This is a genomic window from Enterobacter dykesii, from assembly GCF_008364625.2.
Taxonomy (GTDB): domain Bacteria; phylum Pseudomonadota; class Gammaproteobacteria; order Enterobacterales; family Enterobacteriaceae; genus Enterobacter; species Enterobacter dykesii.
This window is the reverse complement of sequence record NZ_CP126604.1, coordinates 2,105,377-2,126,691: the sequence shown is the minus strand read 5'-3', so window position 1 is coordinate 2,126,691 and position 21,315 is coordinate 2,105,377. Positions and strand designations below refer to the sequence as shown.

The 21,315-nt window shown below is 57.0% G+C and carries 25 protein-coding genes; 11 read left to right on the top strand and 14 right to left on the bottom strand.

What is annotated here, in order from left to right; translation table 11 throughout:
* The first annotated feature begins 11 nt into the window (after window positions 1-11).
* A complete protein-coding gene (locus tag F0320_RS10315; RefSeq protein ID WP_149323766.1) occupies window positions 12-671 on the top strand; it encodes an O-methyltransferase in 660 nt (219 codons plus the stop codon).
* A 42-nt stretch (window positions 672-713) separates the two neighbouring features.
* On the opposite strand, the gene hrpA is transcribed toward F0320_RS10315, so the two are convergent.
* A complete protein-coding gene (hrpA, locus tag F0320_RS10310) occupies window positions 714-4,616 on the bottom strand; it encodes an ATP-dependent RNA helicase HrpA (protein WP_149323765.1) in 3,903 nt (1,300 codons plus the stop codon).
* 205 nt (window positions 4,617-4,821) lie between these two features.
* Here hrpA and azoR point away from each other — a divergent pair, with 205 nt between their 5' ends.
* Window positions 4,822-5,427 carry an FMN-dependent NADH-azoreductase gene (gene azoR / locus F0320_RS10305; RefSeq protein ID WP_008502313.1) on the top strand — a complete coding sequence of 202 codons (606 nt, stop codon included), beginning with the start codon at window positions 4,822-4,824 and terminating at the stop codon, window positions 5,425-5,427.
* Between the two features lie 89 nt (window positions 5,428-5,516).
* Window positions 5,517-6,203 (top strand): RluA family pseudouridine synthase, encoded by a 687-nt coding sequence (locus F0320_RS10300; RefSeq protein WP_126328475.1) that lies wholly within the window; start codon window positions 5,517-5,519, stop codon window positions 6,201-6,203.
* Between the two features lie 7 nt (window positions 6,204-6,210).
* Here F0320_RS10300 and F0320_RS10295 read toward each other — a convergent pair whose 3' ends face one another.
* Entirely contained in the window at window positions 6,211-6,750 is a 540-nt protein-coding gene (locus F0320_RS10295; protein WP_032651856.1) for a DUF2058 domain-containing protein, read from the bottom strand.
* A gap of 352 nt (window positions 6,751-7,102) precedes the next feature.
* Here F0320_RS10295 and F0320_RS10290 point away from each other — a divergent pair, with 352 nt between their 5' ends.
* Entirely contained in the window at window positions 7,103-8,077 is a 975-nt protein-coding gene (locus F0320_RS10290) for a DUF1852 domain-containing protein (protein WP_126328474.1), read from the top strand.
* Window positions 8,078-8,100: 23 nt separating this feature from the next.
* A complete protein-coding gene (locus F0320_RS10285; RefSeq protein WP_023311627.1) occupies window positions 8,101-9,129 on the top strand; it encodes a methionine synthase in 1,029 nt (342 codons plus the stop codon).
* Window positions 9,130-9,134: 5 nt separating this feature from the next.
* Here F0320_RS10285 and F0320_RS10280 read toward each other — a convergent pair whose 3' ends face one another.
* Window positions 9,135-10,067 (bottom strand): LysR family transcriptional regulator, encoded by a 933-nt coding sequence (locus F0320_RS10280; protein ID WP_126328473.1) that lies wholly within the window; start codon window positions 10,065-10,067, stop codon window positions 9,135-9,137.
* A 95-nt stretch (window positions 10,068-10,162) separates the two neighbouring features.
* On the opposite strand from F0320_RS10280, the gene F0320_RS10275 reads away from it, so the two are divergent.
* Entirely contained in the window at window positions 10,163-10,597 is a 435-nt protein-coding gene (locus tag F0320_RS10275; protein WP_047651220.1) for a DMT family transporter, read from the top strand.
* A gap of 3 nt (window positions 10,598-10,600) precedes the next feature.
* On the top strand, window positions 10,601-11,059 hold the full coding sequence (locus F0320_RS10270) for a DMT family transporter (RefSeq protein ID WP_126328471.1): 459 nt from the start codon (window positions 10,601-10,603) through the stop codon (window positions 11,057-11,059).
* A 2-nt stretch (window positions 11,060-11,061) separates the two neighbouring features.
* Here the strand turns inward: F0320_RS10270 and F0320_RS10265 are convergent, their stop codons facing one another.
* From F0320_RS10265 to F0320_RS10230, 8 genes are read right to left on the bottom strand one after another with little or no spacing between them, the layout of a single operon-like run.
* On the bottom strand, window positions 11,062-11,589 hold the full coding sequence (locus F0320_RS10265; RefSeq protein WP_126328470.1) for a DUF3833 domain-containing protein: 528 nt from the start codon (window positions 11,587-11,589) through the stop codon (window positions 11,062-11,064).
* Complete coding sequence (locus F0320_RS10260; protein WP_126328469.1) at window positions 11,586-12,110, bottom strand: hypothetical protein; 525 nt, start codon at window positions 12,108-12,110, stop codon at window positions 11,586-11,588. The genes F0320_RS10265 and F0320_RS10260 overlap by 4 nt, the downstream gene beginning before the upstream one ends.
* Window positions 12,107-12,592 carry a DUF2878 domain-containing protein gene (locus tag F0320_RS10255; RefSeq protein ID WP_126328468.1) on the bottom strand — a complete coding sequence of 162 codons (486 nt, stop codon included), beginning with the start codon at window positions 12,590-12,592 and terminating at the stop codon, window positions 12,107-12,109. The genes F0320_RS10260 and F0320_RS10255 overlap by 4 nt, the downstream gene beginning before the upstream one ends.
* On the bottom strand, window positions 12,589-13,809 hold the full coding sequence (locus F0320_RS10250; RefSeq protein WP_126328467.1) for an SAM-dependent methyltransferase: 1,221 nt from the start codon (window positions 13,807-13,809) through the stop codon (window positions 12,589-12,591). The genes F0320_RS10255 and F0320_RS10250 overlap by 4 nt, the downstream gene beginning before the upstream one ends.
* Window positions 13,806-14,528, bottom strand: a complete 723-nt coding sequence (locus F0320_RS10245) for a DUF1365 domain-containing protein (RefSeq protein ID WP_126328466.1) — start codon at window positions 14,526-14,528, stop codon at window positions 13,806-13,808. The genes F0320_RS10250 and F0320_RS10245 overlap by 4 nt, the downstream gene beginning before the upstream one ends.
* Before the next feature lies 1 nt (window position 14,529).
* Window positions 14,530-15,789: an NAD(P)/FAD-dependent oxidoreductase gene (locus tag F0320_RS10240; protein ID WP_126328465.1), complete on the bottom strand. Its 1,260-nt coding sequence runs from the start codon at window positions 15,787-15,789 to the stop codon at window positions 14,530-14,532.
* Window positions 15,786-16,505 (bottom strand): SDR family NAD(P)-dependent oxidoreductase, encoded by a 720-nt coding sequence (locus tag F0320_RS10235; protein WP_047651213.1) that lies wholly within the window; start codon window positions 16,503-16,505, stop codon window positions 15,786-15,788. The genes F0320_RS10240 and F0320_RS10235 overlap by 4 nt, the downstream gene beginning before the upstream one ends.
* A complete protein-coding gene (locus tag F0320_RS10230) occupies window positions 16,502-16,936 on the bottom strand; it encodes a nuclear transport factor 2 family protein (protein ID WP_126328464.1) in 435 nt (144 codons plus the stop codon). The genes F0320_RS10235 and F0320_RS10230 overlap by 4 nt, the downstream gene beginning before the upstream one ends.
* Window positions 16,937-17,193: 257 nt before the next feature.
* Between F0320_RS10230 and F0320_RS10225 the strand changes: the two genes are divergently transcribed.
* Together F0320_RS10225 and F0320_RS10220 are read left to right on the top strand one after the other, a co-directional pair.
* Window positions 17,194-17,391, top strand: a complete 198-nt coding sequence (locus F0320_RS10225; protein ID WP_023311615.1) for a hypothetical protein — start codon at window positions 17,194-17,196, stop codon at window positions 17,389-17,391.
* Window position 17,392: 1 nt separating this feature from the next.
* A complete protein-coding gene (locus F0320_RS10220) occupies window positions 17,393-18,181 on the top strand; it encodes a hypothetical protein (protein ID WP_126328463.1) in 789 nt (262 codons plus the stop codon).
* A 90-nt stretch (window positions 18,182-18,271) separates the two neighbouring features.
* Here F0320_RS10220 and F0320_RS10215 read toward each other — a convergent pair whose 3' ends face one another.
* Complete coding sequence (locus F0320_RS10215; protein WP_126328462.1) at window positions 18,272-18,649, bottom strand: winged helix-turn-helix transcriptional regulator; 378 nt, start codon at window positions 18,647-18,649, stop codon at window positions 18,272-18,274.
* Window positions 18,650-18,739: 90 nt separating this feature from the next.
* Between F0320_RS10215 and F0320_RS10210 the strand changes: the two genes are divergently transcribed.
* A complete protein-coding gene (locus tag F0320_RS10210; protein WP_149323764.1) occupies window positions 18,740-19,519 on the top strand; it encodes an SDR family oxidoreductase in 780 nt (259 codons plus the stop codon).
* A gap of 51 nt (window positions 19,520-19,570) precedes the next feature.
* Here the strand turns inward: F0320_RS10210 and F0320_RS10205 are convergent, their stop codons facing one another.
* Complete coding sequence (locus tag F0320_RS10205) at window positions 19,571-20,149, bottom strand: TetR/AcrR family transcriptional regulator (protein ID WP_126328461.1); 579 nt, start codon at window positions 20,147-20,149, stop codon at window positions 19,571-19,573.
* 103 nt (window positions 20,150-20,252) lie between these two features.
* Here F0320_RS10205 and F0320_RS10200 point away from each other — a divergent pair, with 103 nt between their 5' ends.
* Complete coding sequence (locus F0320_RS10200) at window positions 20,253-20,720, top strand: DUF1348 family protein (protein ID WP_047651208.1); 468 nt, start codon at window positions 20,253-20,255, stop codon at window positions 20,718-20,720.
* Between the two features lie 39 nt (window positions 20,721-20,759).
* On the opposite strand, the gene F0320_RS10195 is transcribed toward F0320_RS10200, so the two are convergent.
* Window positions 20,760-21,296 carry an ester cyclase gene (locus F0320_RS10195; protein ID WP_126328795.1) on the bottom strand — a complete coding sequence of 179 codons (537 nt, stop codon included), beginning with the start codon at window positions 21,294-21,296 and terminating at the stop codon, window positions 20,760-20,762.
* Window positions 21,297-21,315 lie beyond the last annotated feature (19 nt).

Here is a 21,315-nt window from a genome sequence, read left to right as displayed (position 1 = left end):
GGAGTCAATCTATGCATCAACGATGGTCTGCAGTAGATAATTACATGATTTCTTCGCTGATCCCTGACGATGACGTGCTGAGTCAGGTACTGGAAAACAACAAGCGCGCCGGGCTGCCCGAACACGACGTGGCGGCCAATCAGGGGCAGCTGTTGGCGCTGTTCGTGCGCATGACGCAGGCGCGGCGCGTTCTGGAGATTGGTACGCTGGGTGCTTACAGCTCGATCTGGATGGCGCGCGCCCTGCCGCCGGACGGGAAGCTGATTACGCTTGAGGCCGATCCCACACATGCCCGCGTTGCGCGCCAGAATATTCAGCTTGCTGGGTTAAACGAACGCATTGAATTAATTGAAGGCCCGGCGCTGAGCTCGCTGGAGAATTTCGGTGAGGTTCCGCCGTTCGACCTGATCTTTATTGATGCCGATAAGCCAAACAATCCCGGCTATCTGGAATGGGCGCTGCACTATTCACGTCCCGGCACGATAATCATTGGCGATAACGTGGTCCGCGATGGCGAAGTGATTAACGGGCAAAGCGACGACGCGCGCGTGCTGGGTGTGCGGCGTTTTATCGAAATGATTGGGGATAACCCGCGCCTAACCGCCACCGCGCTGCAAACGGTGGGGGTTAAGGGATGGGATGGGTTTACGCTGGCAATGGTGAACGGGTGAAAATGATACCCTCTCCCACAGGGAGAGGGAGAAAACCGGGTTTTAAGCGGAAATCTGCTCCATCGCCTGCAGGATACGCTTATCCGAAATCGGATACGGCGTACCGAGCTGCTGGGCAAAGAAGCTGACGCGCAGCTCCTCGATCATCCAGCGGATCGCCTGCACGTCTTCATCGTCGCGGCGCGCCGGCGGCAGCTTGTTGAGCCACTGCTGCCACGCCTGCTGCAGGCTCTCCACTTTCAGCATCTGCGCGCGATCGCGGTGCGGGTCGATAGCCATTTTTTCCAGACGTTTTTCAATCGCCTGTAGATAACGCAGCGTATCGCCGAGACGGTTGAAGCCGTTGCCGGTGACAAAACCGCGATAGACCAGCCCCGCCATCTGCGCCTTCACGTCCGAGAGCCCCAGCGCCATGGTCATATCCACGCGCCCCTTCAGGCGCTTGTTGATATTAAACACGGCGGTGAGGATCTGCTCGACCTGTTTCGCTATTTCCACCACGGTATCGTTCAGCTCCGCGCGCACCTTTTCATGAAGCTGAGCAAAGCCCTCTTCCGTCCAGACCGGACCGCCCGCCTCGTGGATTAGCTTGTCCACGCCGCAGGAGATGCAGTCGTCAATCAGATCCAGCACCTTGCCGTACGGGTTGAAGTACAGCCCGAGCTTGGCTTTGTTAGGCAGCTTCTCGTGCAGATACTTGATCGGCGACGGGATGTTGAGCAGCAGCAGGCGACGCAGCCCGCGCCACATCATCTGCTGCTGTTCCTGCGGATTATCAAACAGTTTGATCGCCACGCTGTCGCGCTCGTCCACCAGCGCCGGCCAGGCTTTGACCTTATAGTTACCGCGCTTCTGTTCGTAGCTTTCCGGAAGCTGACCAAAGCTCCAGATATGCAGCCCGCTCTGCTCGATACCGTCATCGGCCACCGCAGACAGCGTCTCCTGAACTTTGCCTTTGAGCGCCTCTTTCAGCTCGCTCAGGGAGCGCCCTTCCAGCAGCTTTTTATTTTTATCGTCCACCACGCGGAAGCTTATTTTCAGATGATCGGGCACCTGATCCCAGTTCCAGTCTTCACGGTCGATGGTGGTGCCGGTCATGCGTCGGAATTCACGCTCGAGCGCGTCCAGCAGCGGCAGCTCCAGCGGCGTGACGCGGCCTAAAAGGGCTTCCGCATAGTTCGGCGCGGGAACAAAGTTACGGCGCACCGGTTTCGGCAGGGATTTGATCAGCGCAATCACCAGCTCGCGGCGCAGGCCGGGAATTTGCCATTCAAACCCGCCTTCATCGACCTGGTTTAACAGCGGCAGCGGAATGTGGACGGTCACGCCGTCGGCGTCGGCCCCTGGCTCAAACTGATAGGTCAGACGCAGCTTGAGGTTGCCCTGATGCCAGAAGTTCGGGTAGTCGAGCTTGCTGACCGACTCCGCGCCCTCTTTAATCAGCATGCTTTTTTCGAAGTTGAGCAGGTCCGGCGTCTCTTTGCTGGCCTTCTTCCACCAGCTGTCGAAATGGCGGGCGGAAATCACATCATGGCTAATGCGCTGGTCGTAAAACTCAAACAGCGCCTCATCGTCCACCAGAATGTCGCGGCGCCGCGATTTATGCTCCAGCTCTTCCACTTCGGCGCGCAGCTTCAGGTTTTCACGGAAGAAGGCGTGGCGCGTCTGCCAGTCTCCCTCCACCAGCGCGTGGCGGATAAACAGCTCGCGGCTGAGCGCCGGGTCAATCTGGCTGTAGTTGACCTTCCGCGCGGCAACCACCGGCAGGCCGTAAACGGTCACCTTCTCGGTCGCCATCACCGCACCCTGCGCGCGCTCCCAGTGCGGTTCACTGTACGAGCGCTTAAGCAGATGCTGCGCCACCGGCTCCACCCATTCCGGATCGATACGCGCGGCAATGCGCCCCCACAGGCGGCTGGTTTCAACCAGCTCGGCGACCATGGTCCATTTCGGCGGCTTCTTGAACAGGCCGGAACCGGGGAAGATGGAGAAACGGGCGTTGCGCGCGCCGGTATACTCCTGCTTCTCGGCGTCCTTCATCCCAATGTGGGACAGCAGGCCGGTCAGCAGCGCGATATGGATTTCGCGATACTCCGCCGGCTCGCTGTTCACCGGAATGCCCAGCTCTTTCACCACCTGGCGCAGCTGGGTGTAGATATCCTGCCACTCGCGCACGCGCAGGTAGTTGAGGAAATCCACGCGGCACTGGCGTCGGAACTGGTTCGAGGAGAGCGCTTTCTGCTGCTCGCCGAGATAGTTCCACAGGTTCACGAAGGCGAGGAAGTCGGACTCTTTGTCGTGGAAGCGACGGTGCTTTTCGTCAGACGCCTGCTGCTTGTCCATCGGACGCTCGCGCGGGTCCTGAATGGAGAGCGCCGAGGTAATGATCATCGCTTCGCGCACGCAGCCGTGCTTCTGCGCTTCCAGCACCATACGGGCCAGACGCGGATCCACCGGCAGCTGGCTGAGCTGGCGGCCCAGCGGCGTCAGCTTGTAGACCGTCGCCTGCTCGTCGGTGCTAATTGCGCCGAGCTCTTCCAGCAGGCGTACGCCGTCCTGTATGTTGCGTTTGTCCGGCGCTTCGACGAACGGGAACGCCGCGATGTCGCCTAGCCCCAGCGCGGTCATCTGCAGGATAACGGACGCCAGGTTGGTGCGCAGAATTTCCGGATCGGTGAATTCCGGGCGCGACAGGAAATCGTCTTCGGAATAGAGACGAATACAGATCCCTTCCGACACGCGGCCGCAGCGGCCTTTACGCTGGTTTGCGGAAGCCTGAGAGACCGGCTCAATCGGCAGCCGCTGAACCTTCGTGCGGTAGCTGTAGCGGCTGATGCGCGCCGTGCCCGGGTCGATCACGTATTTGATCCCCGGTACGGTCAGCGAGGTTTCCGCCACGTTAGTCGCCAGGACGATGCGGCGCCCGCCGTGCGGCTGGAACACGCGGTTCTGCTCGCTGTTTGACAGGCGCGCGTAAAGCGGGAGGATCTCCGTGTGGCGCAGGTCGCGCTTGCTGAGCGCATCGGCGGTGTCGCGGATTTCGCGCTCGCCGCTCATGAAGATCAGGATGTCGCCCGCGCTTTCGTTGCCCAGCTCGTCAACGGCGTCGAAGATAGCCTGCAGCTGGTCGCGCTCGGTATCATCCGCCTCTTCCAGAATCGGGCGATAGCGCACTTCAACCGGATACGTGCGTCCTGACACCTCGATAATCGGCGCATTGTTGAAATGCTTCGAGAAGCGCTCCGGGTCGATGGTCGCGGAGGTGATGATGATTTTCAGATCCGGGCGACGCGGCAGCAGCTCTTTCAGGTAGCCGAGCAGGAAATCGATATTCAGGCTGCGCTCGTGCGCTTCGTCAATGATGATGGTGTCGTACTGCATCAGCAGGCGATCCTGCTGGATCTCCGCCAGCAGAATACCGTCGGTCATCAGCTTGACCATGGTGTTATCGCTGACGTGGTCGCTGAATCGCACCTTGTAGCCGATGCAGCCGCCCGGCTCCGTCTGCAGCTCTTCGGCAATACGGTTCGCCACGGTACGCGCCGCCAGACGACGCGGCTGGGTGTGACCAATCAGCCCTTTCAGGCCGCGTCCCAGCTCCATACAGATTTTCGGCAGCTGGGTGGTTTTCCCCGAACCGGTTTCCCCCGCCACAATCACCACCTGGTGGTCGCGGACGGCCTCAAGGATGTCCTGTTTTTTCTGGCTGACGGGCAGGTTTTCCGGGTAGGTAATCGCCGGGCGCGCGGCTTCGCGCAGCAAGACTTTCCCTGCCGCCTGTTCAATCTCTTTCGCCATCTCCTGGTAAATGGCCTGTTGAGCATCAGGATTTTTAACCTTCTTAACGCCGTGCAGACGACGGGCGAAGCGCTGTTTGTCGCGCAGCATCAGAGAATCGAGCTGTTGCAGGAGCATCGGGAAGGTCAATTTTTGTTGTTCTGTCATAGCGTTAAAGGGCACTACACGCCCTGATAAATTCTCTTTTTAATGATTGCTATAGAGTACCACAATGACGCCTTTCGCGCCTTATTCAAAAAATTCGAACATAGGCTTCGATATATTGCGCTATCTCTATGGCAGGATTGTGAATAGAGTGTCAACAAGCAACGGGGCAACCCCCTTCAATCAAATGCAAAAACAGGAATCACCCATGAGCAAAGTATTAGTTTTGAAATCCAGTATTCTGGCAGGGTACTCTCAGTCTGGTCAGCTGTCTGATTACTTCGTTGAACAGTGGCGTGAACAGCATTCTGCTGACGAAATCACCGTGCGTGACCTGGCTGCAAACCCAATTCCTGTGCTGGATGGCGAGCTGGTTGGCGCGCTGCGCCCAAGCGATGCACCGCTGTCTCCACGTCAGCAGGAAGCCCTGGCCCTGTCCGACGAGCTGATTGCTGAGCTGCAGGCGCATGACGTTATCGTTATCAACGCCCCAATGTACAACTTCAACATCCCTACCCAGCTGAAGAACTACTTCGACCTGGTGGCGCGTGCTGGCGTAACCTTCCGTTACACTGAGAATGGCCCTGAAGGTCTGGTGAAAGGTAAACGTGCGATCGTCCTGACCAGCCGTGGCGGTATTCATAAAGATACCCCAACCGACCTGGTTGCGCCGTACCTGAGCCTGTTCCTGGGCTTCATCGGCATCACTGACGTGAACTTCGTGTTCGCGGAAGGTATCGCTTACGGTCCGGAAGTGGCGACCAAAGCGCAGACCGATGCGAAAGCCGCCATCGACAGCCTGGTAGCAGCCTAAGATTTTGCCCTCTCACCGCCTGGTGGGAGGGTTTTTCTTTTCCCCGCATTTCGTTATCATCCGCTCCCACTCTCCAGCCGGGCGGCCTGATGTCTGCGATTATTGATTCTTTTATAGCCCCACCGTGTCACGACGACATTCAGATCCTCTGGCAGGATGAACATCTGCTGCTGATCGATAAGCCCTCCGGTCTGCTCAGCCTCTCGGGAAAAAATCCGCAAAACCTTGATTCCGTCCATTATCGTCTGGTCCAGACGTACCCCGGCTGCACGCTGGTACACCGCCTGGATTTCGGCACGTCCGGGCTGATGGTGGTTGCGCGCAATAAGGCCATCAACGCGGCGCTGTGCCAGCAGTTCAGCCAGCGCAGCGTGGAGAAAGTCTACAGCGCCCTGCTTTGCGGTCATGTGGAACATGACGAGGGAATAATAGACGCGCCGATTGCCAAAGACCCGGCGCTGTTCCCGCTGATGTCAATCTGCCCCATCAGCGGAAAACCCGCCCGCTCTCGCTATCGGGTGGTGGAACGGTTTTATCAGGAGACGGGACTGCCGTTAACGCGGGTGGAACTTACTCCGGAGACCGGACGAACCCACCAGCTGCGCATTCACTGTCAGCAGCTGGGGCACCCAATTCTGGGCTGCGATCTGTATGGCGGTCTTGAAGCGCCAGGGGCTGAGGAAACGCCCCGGCTGATGCTGCATGCCAGCGAGTTGAATTTTATTCATCCCGTGAGCGGAGAGCCGGTTAACGCCCGTCACGCCGCCCCGTTCTGAACGCGGTTTACCACATCAAATCGTCAGGGATTTTGAAGTCCGCATACGGATCGTCTTCGTCCTGCTCTTCCTGGCTGAGCGCGCTGTTTAGCACAATGCTGTCGGCATCGCGCTGGGCAATTTTATCGGCCACCACCGCCGGAATAATCGCGTATTCACAGTCGCCGCTGGCGTTGATGACCAGACGGGCAATCGCCAGACGGCCATTAATCAGCTGAGCCTGGGTTTGCTTGTCGACGTCGATTTTTTTGATCAGATTACCGTCGGTGAAGTTAAAGGTGATGTTGCCCCTTGAAACGGTGATGCGGTTCATCTCAATCAGCTGCTTCACCTGTGCCTTAAACTCTTTCGCCAGCACGGCCTGCTTCTGCTGTTCGCTCAGCAGCTTGTCGCGCTCGATCTGCGCCTTCTTGTTCTCTTCTACCGCTTCACGGGCCTCCCGCGCCTGAACGCGTGATTTCTTTGCCGTGCGCTGCACTTTTGCCGCTTTCTTGCTGCTGACGAGGCCCGCTTTCAGCATCTGCTCTTGTAAGGTGAGTTTTGTCATGATTGTTTCTAAACCGGTTGGAAATTTTGCGGATTATAGCGGGAATTGAACGGAAATAAAAAATCCCTCTCCCCCGCAGCCTGTTAACGACGAGGGTAAGTGCATATCACAGACATATTATGAGCTTCGCCCGGCGGCGCTGTGCTTGCACGGGCCTACAAACGACGCTGAACCGTAGGCCGGGTAAGCGCAGCGCCACCCGGCATGAAGGCAGCGACACCTCGAGCATTACACTTCATGAACTTCCCTCATGTTGCATTGAAATTAAGTCACTTCCCCTGCGCCGCGGGCTAAGGCATAAATTATGCATCGGTAACTTCTTAGCAACATGAACTTAGGATGCATAACCACAATGAGCAAAGCTTTCACATATACCCTTAAGCGCAGTTGCTTCGATGAGAATTACAACCCGTCAGAAAATACGCGTACGACCACCAACTTTGCCAACCTGGCGCGCGGGGAAAAGCGACAGGAAAACCTGCGCAATACGCTGGTGATGATCAACAACCGCTTTAACGCCCTGGCGCGCTGGGATAACCCAAATGCCGATCGCTACGCGGTTGAGCTGGAAATCATCTCTGTCGATTTGAACATTGGCGCGGAAAAACCGTTCCCGGCCATTGAGATATTGCAAACCACGATTGTCGACAAAAAAAATAACCAGCGTATCCCTGGCATCGTCGGAAATAACTTCTCGTCTTACGTGCGGGATTATGATTTCAGCGTGCGCCTGCTGGAACACAACAAGAACCAGCAGCACTTCAGCATTCCGGAAAAGTTTGGCGAACTGCACGGCAATATTTTCCGCCACTTTGTGAATTCGCCGGAATACAAAGAGAACTTCAGCAAGGGTCCGGTGATCTGCCTGAGCGTCTCCAGCAAAGACACCTACCGCCGCACCGGTAACCAGCATCCTGTGCTGGGCGTTGAGTATCAGCCGGATGGCGAGTCGCTTACGGAACAGTACTTCGCGAAGATGGGCCTGAAGGTTCGCTATTTCATGCCGGAAAACAGCGTGGCGCCTTTCGCGTTCTTCTTTACCGGGGATTTGCTGAGTGACTACACCGATCTGGAGCTGATTGCCACCATCAGCACGATGGAGACGTTCCAGAAGATCTATCGCCCGGAAATTTATAACGCAAACTCGGCGGCGGGACTGTGCTACCGACCGGATCTGAACCAGCAGGATCACTCCTTAACCAAAATTGTTTATGACCGGGAAGAGCGTAGCCGACTGGCGATTGAACAGGGTCGCTTTACCGAAGCGTACTTTATTAAGCCTTACCAACACATTCTTGAGCAGTGGTCTGATAACTACACGCTTTAATTCATCAAAATAGGTCTTTTATTATGAAAACATTGCTCCCGACTTCTACGGCTGGCAGCCTGCCTAAGCCGACCTGGCTTGCACAACCTGAAACCCTGTGGTCACCCTGGAAATTACAGGATCAGGAACTCCTGGCGGGTAAACAGGACGCGCTGCGCCTGTCCCTGGATGAGCAGATCCGCGCGGGTATCGATATCGTCAGCGACGGAGAACAGACCCGCCAGCACTTCGTCACCACTTTTATTGAACACCTGAGCGGCGTCGATTTTGAAAATCGCCAGACGGTGCGCATTCGTAACCGCTACGACGCCAGCGTGCCGACCGTGGTTTCAGCCGTTGCGCGTCAGAAGCCGGTATTCGTGGACGATGCGAAATACCTGCGTCAGCTCACGGACAAGCCGATCAAATGGGCCCTGCCTGGGCCGATGACCATGATCGACACCCTTTACGACGCCCACTATAAAAGCCGCGAAAAGCTGGCCTGGGAATTCGCCAAAATCCTCAATCAGGAAGCGCGTGAGTTAGAGGCCGCAGGCGTGGATATTATCCAGTTTGATGAACCGGCATTTAACGTCTTTTTTGACGAGGTGAACGACTGGGGTATCGCCGCGCTGGAGCGCGCCATTGAAGGGCTGAAGTGCGAAACCGCGGTACACATCTGCTACGGCTACGGCATCAAGGCCAATACCGACTGGAAAAAGACGCTCGGCTCAGAGTGGCGCCAGTATGAAGAGGCCTTCCCCAAGCTGCAGACCTCTAATATCGACATTATCTCACTGGAGTGCCACAACTCCCGCGTACCGATGGATCTGCTGGAGCTGATCCGCGGTAAAAAGGTGATGGTCGGCGCGATTGATGTGGCAACCAACGCCGTTGAAACGCCGGAGGAAGTCGCCGATACGCTGCGTAAAGCGCTGCAGTTCGTCGATGCCGACAAGCTTTACCCGTCAACCAACTGCGGCATGGCTCCGCTTTCACGTCAGGTGGCTAACGGCAAGCTGAAAGCGCTTAGCGCCGGCGCAGAGATTATCCGCAAGGAGCTCGGCGCGTAATTGCCTTACGTTTGCCAGTAGAGCGGCGTGCCGAAAAACGCCACGTAATAATCAATCACCGCCCTGACGTTCAGGGGCGGATGACGTGCGTTAGGATAGATCGCCGCAATATAAAGTTGCTCCGTGTTGATGGCGCACGCCATTTCCGGCATAAGGGCAACCAGCTCGCCCCGCTTCAGCCTGTCGCCAATCAGCCAGTCCGGAAACAGGACGATCCCCATCCCGCCCAGCGCGGCAATGAGCAGCGATTCCGCATTATTGGACGTCATCAGCGGCGCGACCGGATAATGCACCCAAGTCTCCCCTTTGCGACGCACGAGCCAGCGGTTAGGCCCGGACGAACCGCGATAGACCAGACATTTGTGCTGGCTCAGCTCGGCCGGATCGGTCGGGACGCCGTGTTGACGCAGATACTCGGGCGATGCGGCGAGGTGGTAGCGCTGCTGCCCAAAAACACGGGCGTGGAACGTCGAATCCGTCAGCGTGCCGATGCGGAAGATGAGATCGGCGGCATCCCGGTGCGGGTCGATAAAGTCATCGGTCAGCGTCAGCTCAATGGTTAACCGTGGATAACGCTCGGCCAGACCTGCCAGTCCGGGCGCAACGTGTCTCTGTCCAAAAAATACCGGCCCATTTATGCGGACCGTGCCGGAGGGTTCGGTCGAACGTTCATCCAGCTCACGACGCGCCTCTTCGAAGTTATCGACCATCGCCCGGGCATAGCGGATAAACAGATGCCCGCTTTCCGTGGGGATCACCGCCCGGGTATTGCGATAGAACAGCTGCTGGCCGAGCGCGTCCTCAAGCTGATGAACAATACGCGACACCTGCGAGGCAGATATTCCCTCTCGTCGCGCAACGACGGAAAAGTTCTGCGTTTCATAGACGGCAATAAACAGCAGCAGTGAGCGAAGGTTCATGCTTCCGGCATCTGACATTAATGCATTTCCTGCAAAGGTGTTTCCTGCATTATGGCATTTTTCTCACGGGTCTACCGACGTAATCTTCTTCGCCTGAAAACGGAGGAAGAAGAATGCAGTTTGTTTTGATTTTACTGGTGATTGCCGGCGGGATGGGCCTCTCCGTCGAGGCGGGGCTGCTGGGGCCATTAGGGGGAGAAGTGGGCGACTTATGGGCGACGTTCAGCATTTTTGGCGTCGGCGCCGCGCTGACGTTTCTGCTGATGCTGTTTTTCAGCCCGCGTAACAGTCCGTCGTTTTTCGCCCAGCCCGGCTGGCAGCTGCTCGGCGGCGTGCTCGGCCCTGTTTATGTGGTTATTCTGACTATCGCCACGCCGACCATCGGCATCGCTCTGACGATGATTGGCATTCTGGCTGGTCAGATTTTTAAAAGCCTGATCATTGACCACTTTGGCCTGCTGGGTACGCCGCACAGGAAGATAAACGCGAAACGTATCGTGGCGCTGGTTTTTATTATTGCGGCACTGGTTCTGGTCGCACAGGGGTAACGTATGACACTGATTATGATTCTTCTGGCCGTCTGCGGCGGCGCAACGCTGAGCATTCAGGCCGCGATTAACGGACAGCTCGGCAGCAATGTCGGGGTATTTAAAAGCGCGTTTCTGACGTTTTCCGTCGGCGCGCTGGTGACCGCCCTGCTGATTTTCTTCTTTGAGCCGAAGCAGGCGGTCACGCTGCTGGACGTGCCGAAATGGCAGCTCCTCGGGGCGATGTTCGGCGTGCCTTACATTGTGATCATGGTCGTGGCGGTGCAGCGCATCGGCACCGCCGTCGCTACGGTGGCGGTGATCTTCGGCCAGCTCGCCATGAGTATGCTAATTGATAACTTTGGCTGGTTGAACAATCCCGCGATTCCGTTTTCGCCGAGCCGTCTGGGCGCGGTGGTTTGCCTGGGGATTGCCCTGTGCTTCATTTACTCCAGCAGCAAAACCGGCAATGTTAGCGACTAAGCTTACGTCTTCCGGGTGAAAAACAGCGTCACCGTGGCGACGGTGACGCCAAATTTCTTCATCTCGGTTTTGTTAAACAGATGGGTCTCATCCTGCAGGTACATCCAGTCGTCAAACTTCAGCAGCCAGGTGCGCCCGTTGGCTTTAACATTCATGCTGTAATGCCAGTTAAAGGCGTTGCCTGCGGCCTGCCCCGTGGCAACCCCTTCAATGTCCCCTGCCGTTCCCTCGTAGCGATCGTTCCCGACGCGCCGGATGTGCCAGACCCGCTGCTGCTTCTCGCCATCGTCGTAGACGAAGTGCTCGTTGAGCGTCAGCGTATCGCCGATAACGTCTCCGGCAATTTCAACGTGGAAGCGGCGGATCTGCTTGCCGCTACGATCCTGCACCATCCCCCACGCTTCGGTTTTGCCCTGGAAGTAGTGGAAGATATCAAGCCGCGGCTGCTGCTGGCGATACTCGGCCACTTCAGTGCTACAGCCCGCCAGCAGCATCGTGAATGCCAGCGCCATCATCAGGATACGTTTCATTGTTGGCCTCCGATTAACTGCTGACGCAGCTCAGGATATTGCGTGCGGGGATCGAGCCAGATGGCCAGAAAACGGGTGCTGAACGCTTCAGACTGGCGCGGTCCGAGTGGAATAAAGGATGTTTGCGCCGCTGATGCGCGATACCAGAACTGCCCCTGCTTATCGTTGAGAACAAACGCCAGCTGTGAGCCCGGGCGGACATCCGGCCACAGCGACTGGAGCATCCGCAGCCAGGCTTCGCTTTGCGGTTCCTGCGTCAGGATCCCCTGCGCCTGCCACTGATCGCGGGTCGCCTCGACCAGTTCATCGCGATCGATGTCGCGCGCATAGGTAATAATCAGCGCCTGATCCTGGTCCTCCCGACCGTAACGCCCGTCGGGGGTGCGGAGCTGAGAGGTATAGACCGTGAACGGCCCCCAGGTAAGCGTGGCGTCTCCCACCTTCCGCCACGCCAGCCAGTCGGCGGCCTGGGCAACGGGAACAACCAGCGTCAGACAAAGCAGCAAAAATGCAGCTCTCATTTTTGTCTCCCCATCAGCAGGTGGAAAAACAGCATCAATACCAGCCACCCCGGCGCCATCCAGCTGACGACGATAAAGGTTGGCTCCAGAAACGTGATGGCACCCAGCCGCTCGCCAAACAGATAAGCCACCGGCCCCCCCACGGCGGCCAGCAGGGTCAGCAACCAGCCGGGCAACGTGGTGGTGCGCGTCAGCTGCGTCCAGACGGAGGCAAACATCAGCCATAATGCCACCATCCATAGCGGCATCAGGGACTCGCTCGTGAAGGCGATCAGTCCCGTCAGCGCCCAGAGCGTATCCAGCAGACTCCCCGCCGCGGCCAGCCCAATGGCGTAAAATCGGTATACAGGCGGCAAGAGCAGACACGCCAGGATCGCCAGCGCAATCCAGAAAATCAGGCCCTGTTCGCGAAAGATCACCACCAGCACCCAGTAAAGATCGAACGCGACGGCCAGCAGGAAGACCTGAAGATATAGTCTCATACGCGCTCGGCGGTCAGCTGCACTACGCTTATGGTGCGAGCGTTAAACCCGGCTTCACAGTAGCCAAAGTAGTACAGCCACATGCGGCGGAACCGTTCATCGAAGCCGAGCTTTTCAATCTCCTGCCAGGCATGGACAAACCGCTGCCGCCAGTGGGCCAGCGTGCGGGCGTAGTCGGGGCCCATGTCGAAAAGATTGCGCACTACGAAATCGGTGTGGCGGGTCATCAGCTCGTTCATCGCGGTGATGCTCGGCAGGAAGCCGCCGGGAAAAATGTAGCGCTGGATAAAATCGACGCTTTTGCTGTAGTCGCGATAGCGCTGGTCCTGAATGGTAATGGCCTGAATCGCCATCCGTCCTCCCGGGCGCAGACGCGCCTGGCAGGTGCGGAAGAACGTGGGCAGATAGCGTTGCCCGACGGCCTCAATCATCTCTATCGAGACAAGCTTGTCGTACTGTCCGGTGAGGTCGCGATAGTCGCAGAGCAGTACCTCAACCCGATCCTGCAGCCCGGCGCGGGCGATCCGCTCTGCCGCCCAGATGAATTGCTCCTGCGATAGCGTGGTGGTGGTCACCCGACAGCCGTAATGACGGGCGGCGTATTCCGCCATCGCGCCCCAGCCGGTGCCAATTTCCAGCAGGTGATCGGCCGGGCTCAGCGCCAGCTGGTCGCACAGGCGCGCCATTTTGGCCTGCTGGGCCGCCGTGAGATCCTGCTCATCCTCAGTAAACAGCGCGCTGGAATAGAGCAGCTCTTTATCCAGAAAATGGGCATAGAAGGTATTGCCCAGATCGTAATGAGCGGCAATATTTTCACGCGCCTGCGCGCGGGAGTTACGCCGGGTCCAGTGGCGCAGACGCTCCAGCGGCCTGCCGAACAGACGGAACCCGTTTTCCAGACGGCCAAGCACCTCGCCGTTGAGCGCGAGCAGCTCCAGAAGCGGCGTAAGTTGCGTGGTTTCCCATTCGCCGTCCATCCAGGCTTCTGCCGCAGCAAGGCTCCCGCCCGTTAAGACGCGCCAGTAGACGCCGGGCGTGAGGATCTGCACGTCGGCGTGCAGCGCGGAGGATGTCTCACCAAAATGAAAGGTCTGCGCCCCTTCACGCAGCGTGAGCGAGCCGCCGCGAATACCGCTTAGCAGCTTGAAAAGCAGCCAGCGCGCGATGCGTACGTTGCGCGGGATATCGGGTTCTAACGCAAAGACGGGATCGGTCATGAGCGTTCACTCCTGCTGACGGGATGGTTATACAGCGGCACGCGCTTGAGCCACAGGCGCAGCGCCTGCCAGTAAATGGCAAAGACGGTTTTCAGAGTCATGAGCGGAATGCGCAGCAACAGCGAGCGCAGCGCGGGGCGCGTCACAGGCTCCCGGCGCAGCGCCAGCGTGGCGTCAAAAACCTTCGCTTCCTGATGATTTTCAATGTGCATATGCAGCGTGTTATCCGGGTCGTTAAAGCGCCAGTGGTAGATCATGTCCATCGGGTTGAAGGGGGAAACGTGAAACGCTTTTTCCGTCGGCTGCGCATCCTGTCCGTTGACGGCATAATAATGGCGTTCATTCCACGGCGTGTTGCGAACCTCCGCCAGCACCCAGCGCAGCGTCCCCTTCCCGTCGTAGCAGTAGTAAAAGTTGACCGGATTGAAATGAAAGCCGAAATAGCGCAGCTGCGTCAGGAGCATCACCCGCCCGTCCGGGCGTTCTCCGGTCAGGCTCTCCAGCCTGCTCAGCACGTTCTCTTTGAGCGGCGTGCCGAGCGGATAGTCCGCGTCGTGGAACGAGGCCGCGGCAAAGCGATTGCGCCGCACGCCGACGGACGGCAGCAGCGGCAGTTCATCGAGATCCAGCCAGGCCATAAAGACGCTGTAGCTGAATTCATGGGTTTTCGGCTGAAGGCGGCGGTGGCGTAATACGCCGTGGTAGAGGCAGCTGTTCATCTCAGTTCCCCTCTCCGACCGCTATCGCGTTGACCACGTCCAGCGCGCTGCGCACGCCGTCTTCATGAAAACCGTTGTACCAGTAGGCCCCGCAGTACCAGCTCCGGTTATGACCGTTGATCTCGCCGCGCCGCGCCTGCGCCCGCCAGCTTTGCGGGTTAAACAGCGGGTGTTCATAGACAAAGCGTTGCAGAACGAAGCGTTCATCTACCGGCGCGTCCGGGTTGAGGGTGACGCAGAACAGCGGACTATCCTCAGGCAGCCCCTGCAGGATGTTCATGTTGTAGGTGACGCAGGCGCTGGTCTGCTCCTGCGCGCTCAGGCGGTAGTTCCAGCTGGCCCACGCGCGCCGCCGCTCCGGCAGCCAGCGCGGGTCGCTGTGTAAAATGACCTCGTTGCGCTGCCAGCCGATATCGCCCAGCACCTCGCGCTCTGCGGGCGTCGGGTCATCAAGCATCGCCAGAGCGCTGGCGGAGTGGCAGGCAAAAATCACCCGATCGAAGGTATGGCTGCCGTTTTCAAGCTGAAGCGTAACCCCGTGCTCGTGGCGGTTCACCCGCTGCACCGGTGAATTGAGATGCAGATTCAGACGGTCGCCCAGCTTGTCGAGCATGGCGCGGATATACTCCCGCGAGCCGCCCGGCACGACGTACCACTGCGGGCGCTGGGTGATATCCAGCAGCCCGTGGTTCTGGAAGAAACGTAAGAAAAGCGGCAGCGGGAAACGCTTCATCTCCTGCAGCGACGAGGACCAGATGGCGGCCCCCATCGGCAGAATGTAGTGGCGCGCAAAAAACGGCGTGAAGCCGTGCTGTTCCAGAAACGTTTGCAGCGTGGCGTTCGGGTCCACCTCCCCGTCCAGCGCCTGCTTTGCCAGACGATTGAAGCGGACGATCTCCCCGAGCAGCCGCCAGAATGCAGGATTCACCAGGTTTCGGCGCTGGGCAAACAGCGACGTCAGGGTATGGCCGTTGTACTCCAGCCCCGTTTCGGGATTGTGCACCGAAAAGCTCATCTGCGTTTTTTGCCCGCTGATACCCAGCTCGCTGAGGAGGCCCATAAAGCGCGGATAGGTCCGATCGTTGTAGACGATAAACCCGGTATCGATCGCGTAGGTGCCCTGTGGCGTCGAGACGTCAACCGTTGCGGTATGGCCGCCGGGCGTGGTGCCCGCTTCAAACAGGGTCACCTGATGGTGCCCGGCCAGGCGCCAGGCGCAGGTCAGCCCGGCGATGCCGCTGCCGATAATTGCAATATTCATGAACGCACCATCCTGCGCAGCAGCGCGCGCTGAAGAAATGCCGGTAACCCGGAGAGCGCACGCAAAATAAAGCCGAACCCGGTGGGGAACGCAATATGCATTTTCCCTGCCGCCAGCCCGGTACGGATCGCCTTGACCGCCTCGTCAACGCTCACCCTGCCAGGCATGGCAAAGTCGTTTTTGCGCGTCAGCGGCGTATCAACAAAGCCCGGCGAGACCACCGTGACTGCAATTCCTTTTGGCTCCCAGTCCAGGCGCAAACTCTCGGCAAACCAGCTCAGGGCCGCTTTGGACGCGCCGTAGGCCTCTGCCCGTGGGAATGGCAGCCAGTGGGCCATAGAACTTACCAGCACCACGCGGTTGCCAGCCGTCAGCTGCGGCTGCAGCGCGTCAAGACAGTTCACCGGGCCAAGGAAATTTGTCGCCATAACCCGCTCCACCAGCGCCGCGTCCACCACGCCTCCATCGAGATATTCGCAGGTACCGGCGCAGAGAATTATCAGATCGGCGTAGCTGCCGGTCAGCGCCTGGCGGCAGGCGTCCCTGTCGGTCATATCGAACAGGCGAACGGTGAGATTGGGGCAGGTCTGATGCAGCGCGTCGAGGCGCGCCGGATCGCGTCCGCAGGCAATCACGTGGTAGCCGTCTGCGGCAAAGGATTTCGCCAGCCCGGCGCCAATACCCGAGCTTGCGCCGGTGATCAGCACCGTTTTCATGATTTGACCCTCCGCTTCACGCCGCGTACCGCCCAGCCAAGCAGAGGAAGATGTTCGTAGATCATCTCTCCCGCATCGTAGTAGTCGCGCTGGTGGGTGATGAGATCGTTTTCCGTCTCCACCACCGAACATCCCGGCAGTTCGAGCGGCTCGCCTCCGGCAATGCGCGGATGCGACCAGTGCATGACCCAGGTCACAGCAAACCGGTTCTCGCTGCACAGCGGCGTATCGATGGTAAAACGGCAATGCTCGACGTTGGCCAGCAGATGGGTGAAATAGCGCTGAAGCGCGAAAATCCCGTCATGTTCGCCAAACGGATCGATAAGGGTGGCATTCGAATGGTAAAGCCCGACCAGCGCGGTCGGCGGCTGGCTATCCAGTGCGGCGTAGTACTCAATAAACCGACTCACGACAGAGGGCAGCGTACTCATGGGTCACATCCTGGCTGTAAACAACGTGGCGTAATCGCATAATTAAAACTTACACAATTACTGTCATTTGTCCAAGTTTGTGTCGATCTATTTTTTATTTTGAATACATATCAATCATTTAAAGGAAGGCAAAAGAGTGGATTTTTAGGCCGGGTAAGGCGTGGCCGCCACCCGGCTTTAACTTTCAGGATTTCCTTAAGGCAAATTCGCCGGTCTTCTTCCAGGCTTATCCTTTTTAATTCATACGGATGCCTGACATGAAACGTTTCTTTCTCTCCCTTTTCTCCAGCCCGGAATCCTTACTGCAGGTGATGAGCCAGCAGGAAATCATTGAAGCCGTCGAAGATGGCGATCGCATCATTATCGACCAGGACGGGAACGCCTCCGTGAACTACAAAAGCAACGAGGTGCGGCAGGATTTTCTGCGTCACGTCAACATGCTGAAGAGGGCCTGATATGGGAACGGCGATTTTTATGGTGCTGATGGTATGCGGGTACTGGTACACCAGCCGCGACCTGTCGACCCGCTTTAAAATCAAGCGCTCCTTTGGCTGGGACGTCTATTTTCTTGTGGCGCTGTACGGCTGTATTTTCGTTCTGCAGGGGGTGATTGCCACCGGTCTGCTCTGGCTGCTCCTGCTCGCCCTTTCCGCCGCCAATAACGCTTTTCACTTTGCCTCGCCGAAATATACCGACTGGCAAATCGACTTTATGAACTGGAGTTTTTTAGGCATTCAGGCGCCGGTGGTGGTGATGCTGGCGTTTGCCATCCTGTTTTGCCTCTACCGCTCTAACTGGGCAGGCAGCGCCAGGCTGGACGGCGAAAGCCGGAAAAAGCTCTACAAACGTCTGGCGCAGTCGAGCGGTATTGAACAGCTGCTGTATCAGTGTATGGAGCAAGGGGAACTGGCGCAGGTCACGCTCCGGTCGAGGCGGATTTACGTCGGCATGATCCACACCGCGACGCTGGAATATGAAAAAACGGCCAATATCGTGCTGATCCCGATGTTAAGCGGGTACAGAGATGCGAAGACGATGAACTTTCGCATCGAGAATAACTACAGCAGGTGGTATGCGGAGCATGACATCACGCTCGACTCCGAGCCCCGCAGCGCCATGTCATTCCGCAAGGTGATTTTACTCAATCAGATTGAGAGCCTCTCGCTGTTCGATCCCGCCAGCGCCAGCGCGCTATCGCTGGCACAGCGCGACGAGAGCTCTCGCCCTAAAGAGACATCCCCATAATCCTGAGTATGCTCTGCTGCAAGGGGTCATGGACGCTCTCCGTGCTAAAAAACCGCGTTAACGAAAGGCGAATGACAACAGTTTAAGGTGTCATTCCCCGTTGGGAATGTTGAGAGCACTTCCATCGGTTGCCTGGCTCGCGTAATCCTCACGCTTTTCTGCCCATTTCAGCATGGCATCAAGCGCCGGACATAATGCCTGACCCCAATCGGTGAGGCGATACTCCACTTTCGGTGGCACTTGCGGGTAGACCATCCGCGAAACGATACCATCGGATTCAAGTTGCCTGAGCTGCTGCGCCAGCATCTTCTGGGAAATACCGGGGATCAGTTTTTCGAAATCAGAGTAGCGCTGCACTTTTCCGTCGAAAAGATGAAAAAGAATAATTAATTTCCAGCGGCCTTCCAGCAGCCGTAACACTTGCTCCACGCCGCTCGCGGCAGATTCCGGACTATATAACTTACTCATAATTCAGTAGCTCACTTTTTTGTGCGTACTTGTCAATTTCTCAGTCTATGTTGAATATACCTGTACTGTAAATAACGGGAGTGCAAGGTTATGTCATTAGATATTGATTTTAAAGGCAAACGCGTGCTTGTTAGCGCTGGCACGAAAGGGCTCGGAAAAGCGGTCGTCGGGCTTTTAAAACAGCTCGGTGCAACGGTATTCACCACTGCGCGGCACGAGCCGGACGTAGATGTCGCAGATACTTTCGTCGCCGCTGACCTTACGACGGTCGCTGGATGTGCCGCTGTCGCATCTGCGGTTCAGGAACAGATGGGAGGCGTCGACGTGATTATCCATGTTGCGGGCGGTTCAACCTCACCCGGTGGCGGTTTTGCTGCGCTTGGCGAAGAAGAGTGGCAGCAGGAGCTCAATCTTAATTTGTTGCCTGCAGTACGCTTAGATCGCGCCCTGCTTCCCGGAATGCTCGCGCAGGGAAATGGGGTGATTATTCACGTGACGTCTATTCAGCGCGAACTGCCGTTACCGGAATCAACAACGGGTTATGCGGCGGCTAAAGCAGCCCTCTCAACATACAGTAAAAGCCTTTCAAAGGAAGTCTCACCAAAGGGCGTTCGGGTGGTGCGCGTTGCGCCCGGCTGGATCGAAACTGAAGCGGCAGTTGCACTGGCGGAGAGGCTGGCAAAGCAGGCAGGAACAGACTACGAAGGCGGCAAGCAGATTATTATGAAGGCGTTAGGTGGAATACCGCTCGGACGCCCTGCCAGACCGATTGAGGTGGCCAACCTCATCGTCTTCCTCGCTTCATCGCATGCTGCGAGTATCACCGGTACTGAATTTGTGATTGATGGCGGCACCATTCCGACAGTATAACGCGGGTGCTTAATCGGCTCGGTGCGAGAGTTGATTAAGCACCGGGGAATATCACTGTTCGGACAGTTTCTCCAGGCCCTTTTTTAACGCATGTCTTACCGTTTCTGAATCCATGCCCATTTGTGCATGAATAATTGCGCCGTCAATGAGCAGCATGATTTCATTGACGACGCGCTCATCAGCATTCTTCGTCAGCAAGGCAATAATTTTCTTTGTTTCTGACTTATGACTGCGGCATATCGCTTTTATTTCGCTTTCAATATCTTCCGATTTCGCCTCTGCGCTGGCGTTAATAAACGCGCAGCCGTGGAACTCGGGCGAAATAAACCATTCATAAAGCGTTGCAGATATCGCATCAGCAGGTATTTCGCCTTCATCGAGATGTCGACGCAGCGTGGTCTCAAACCAGTTAATCCATATTTCATGCCGATAGTGCAAATAGGCAAGAATAAGCAAGCTCTTACTCGGGAAATGGCGATAAAAAGTCACCTTGGTCACTTTAGACGCTTTAATCAGCGTATCCACCCCCGTCGCCCTGAAGCCCGTAGAATAAAACAGATCGTGCGCCGTGAGTAATATTTTATCTCTGACGCTGATTTTTGTATCGTTGCCTGCGGGTTCTGTTTTCACTTTTGGCTAGCCTCAAAAAGAATGTTGACAGCGTTATTTTACAGGCATAGATTACCGCAAGTAGACAGATCTGTCTACATAATATAACGCTGAGGTAATCGCAATGAACACACGTCCTCCTTTACCGCCCTTCACTCGTGAAAGCGCCATCGAAAAAGTCAGGCTGGCAGAAGACGGCTGGAACAGCCGCGACCCGGCGAAAGTCGCGCTTGCCTATACGCTGGATACCCAATGGCGTAACCGCGCAGAGTTCGCCACCAACCGTGAAGAAGCCCAGGCGTTTCTGGCGCGGAAATGGAAAAAAGAGCTGGACTATCGTCTGATTAAAGAGCTCTGGGCATTTACGGAGAACCGGATCGCGGTGCGTTATGCCTATGAATGGCATGATGATTCCGGCAACTGGTTCCGTTCATACGGCAATGAAAACTGGGAGTTTGAGCCGGACGGACTGATGAAGCGCCGCTTTGCCTGCGTAAACGATATGCCGATAAAAGAATCCGAACGCCTGTTCCACTGGCCGCTGGGCAGACGCCCGGACGATCACCCTTCGCTGAGCGATCTTGGCTTATAGGATTTTCGCATCACTCCGGGCCCCCCCGGAGTGATGAGTTTACAGCGCGCCCAGCTGTTTCATCAGCGTCAGGTTGTCCTCAATATGCCAGTTAGCCACGATCTTACCGTCACCAATCTCATAAATATCCGTGGCGATAAAATCTATTTTCTGCCCCTTTCCTTTCAGCTTGCCAAATGTTCCGGTAAATGTGCCGTAAAAATGTAAATGCGAAACCACGCGATCGCCTGAAATAATCATTTGCTCAACGTCACAACGCAAATCTGGCACGGCTGTACGAAACGCACGGGAAGCTAAAATAGCGCCTTCCGGCCCCTGCTTACGCCCTTCCGGAGGCGTTTTATCAATAAATCCAGCCGCCAGGGCATCACGCGCCAGTGTTTCATTACCGGTATTCCAGAACGAGGCATATTCTCTGGCGACGGCTTCATTCGCCTTTAATTGAGCCTGTGGCAAGCTGGTGTCTGCAATAAGCTGCTTTGGCTTCACCCATTCTGCCTGGGCCGAATATGCGGCGCCCGACAACCCAATAAAAAAAAGCGCCGCAAGAACGGGACGTAAATATGTTGACCTCATGCCGGAGATACCGCCGATA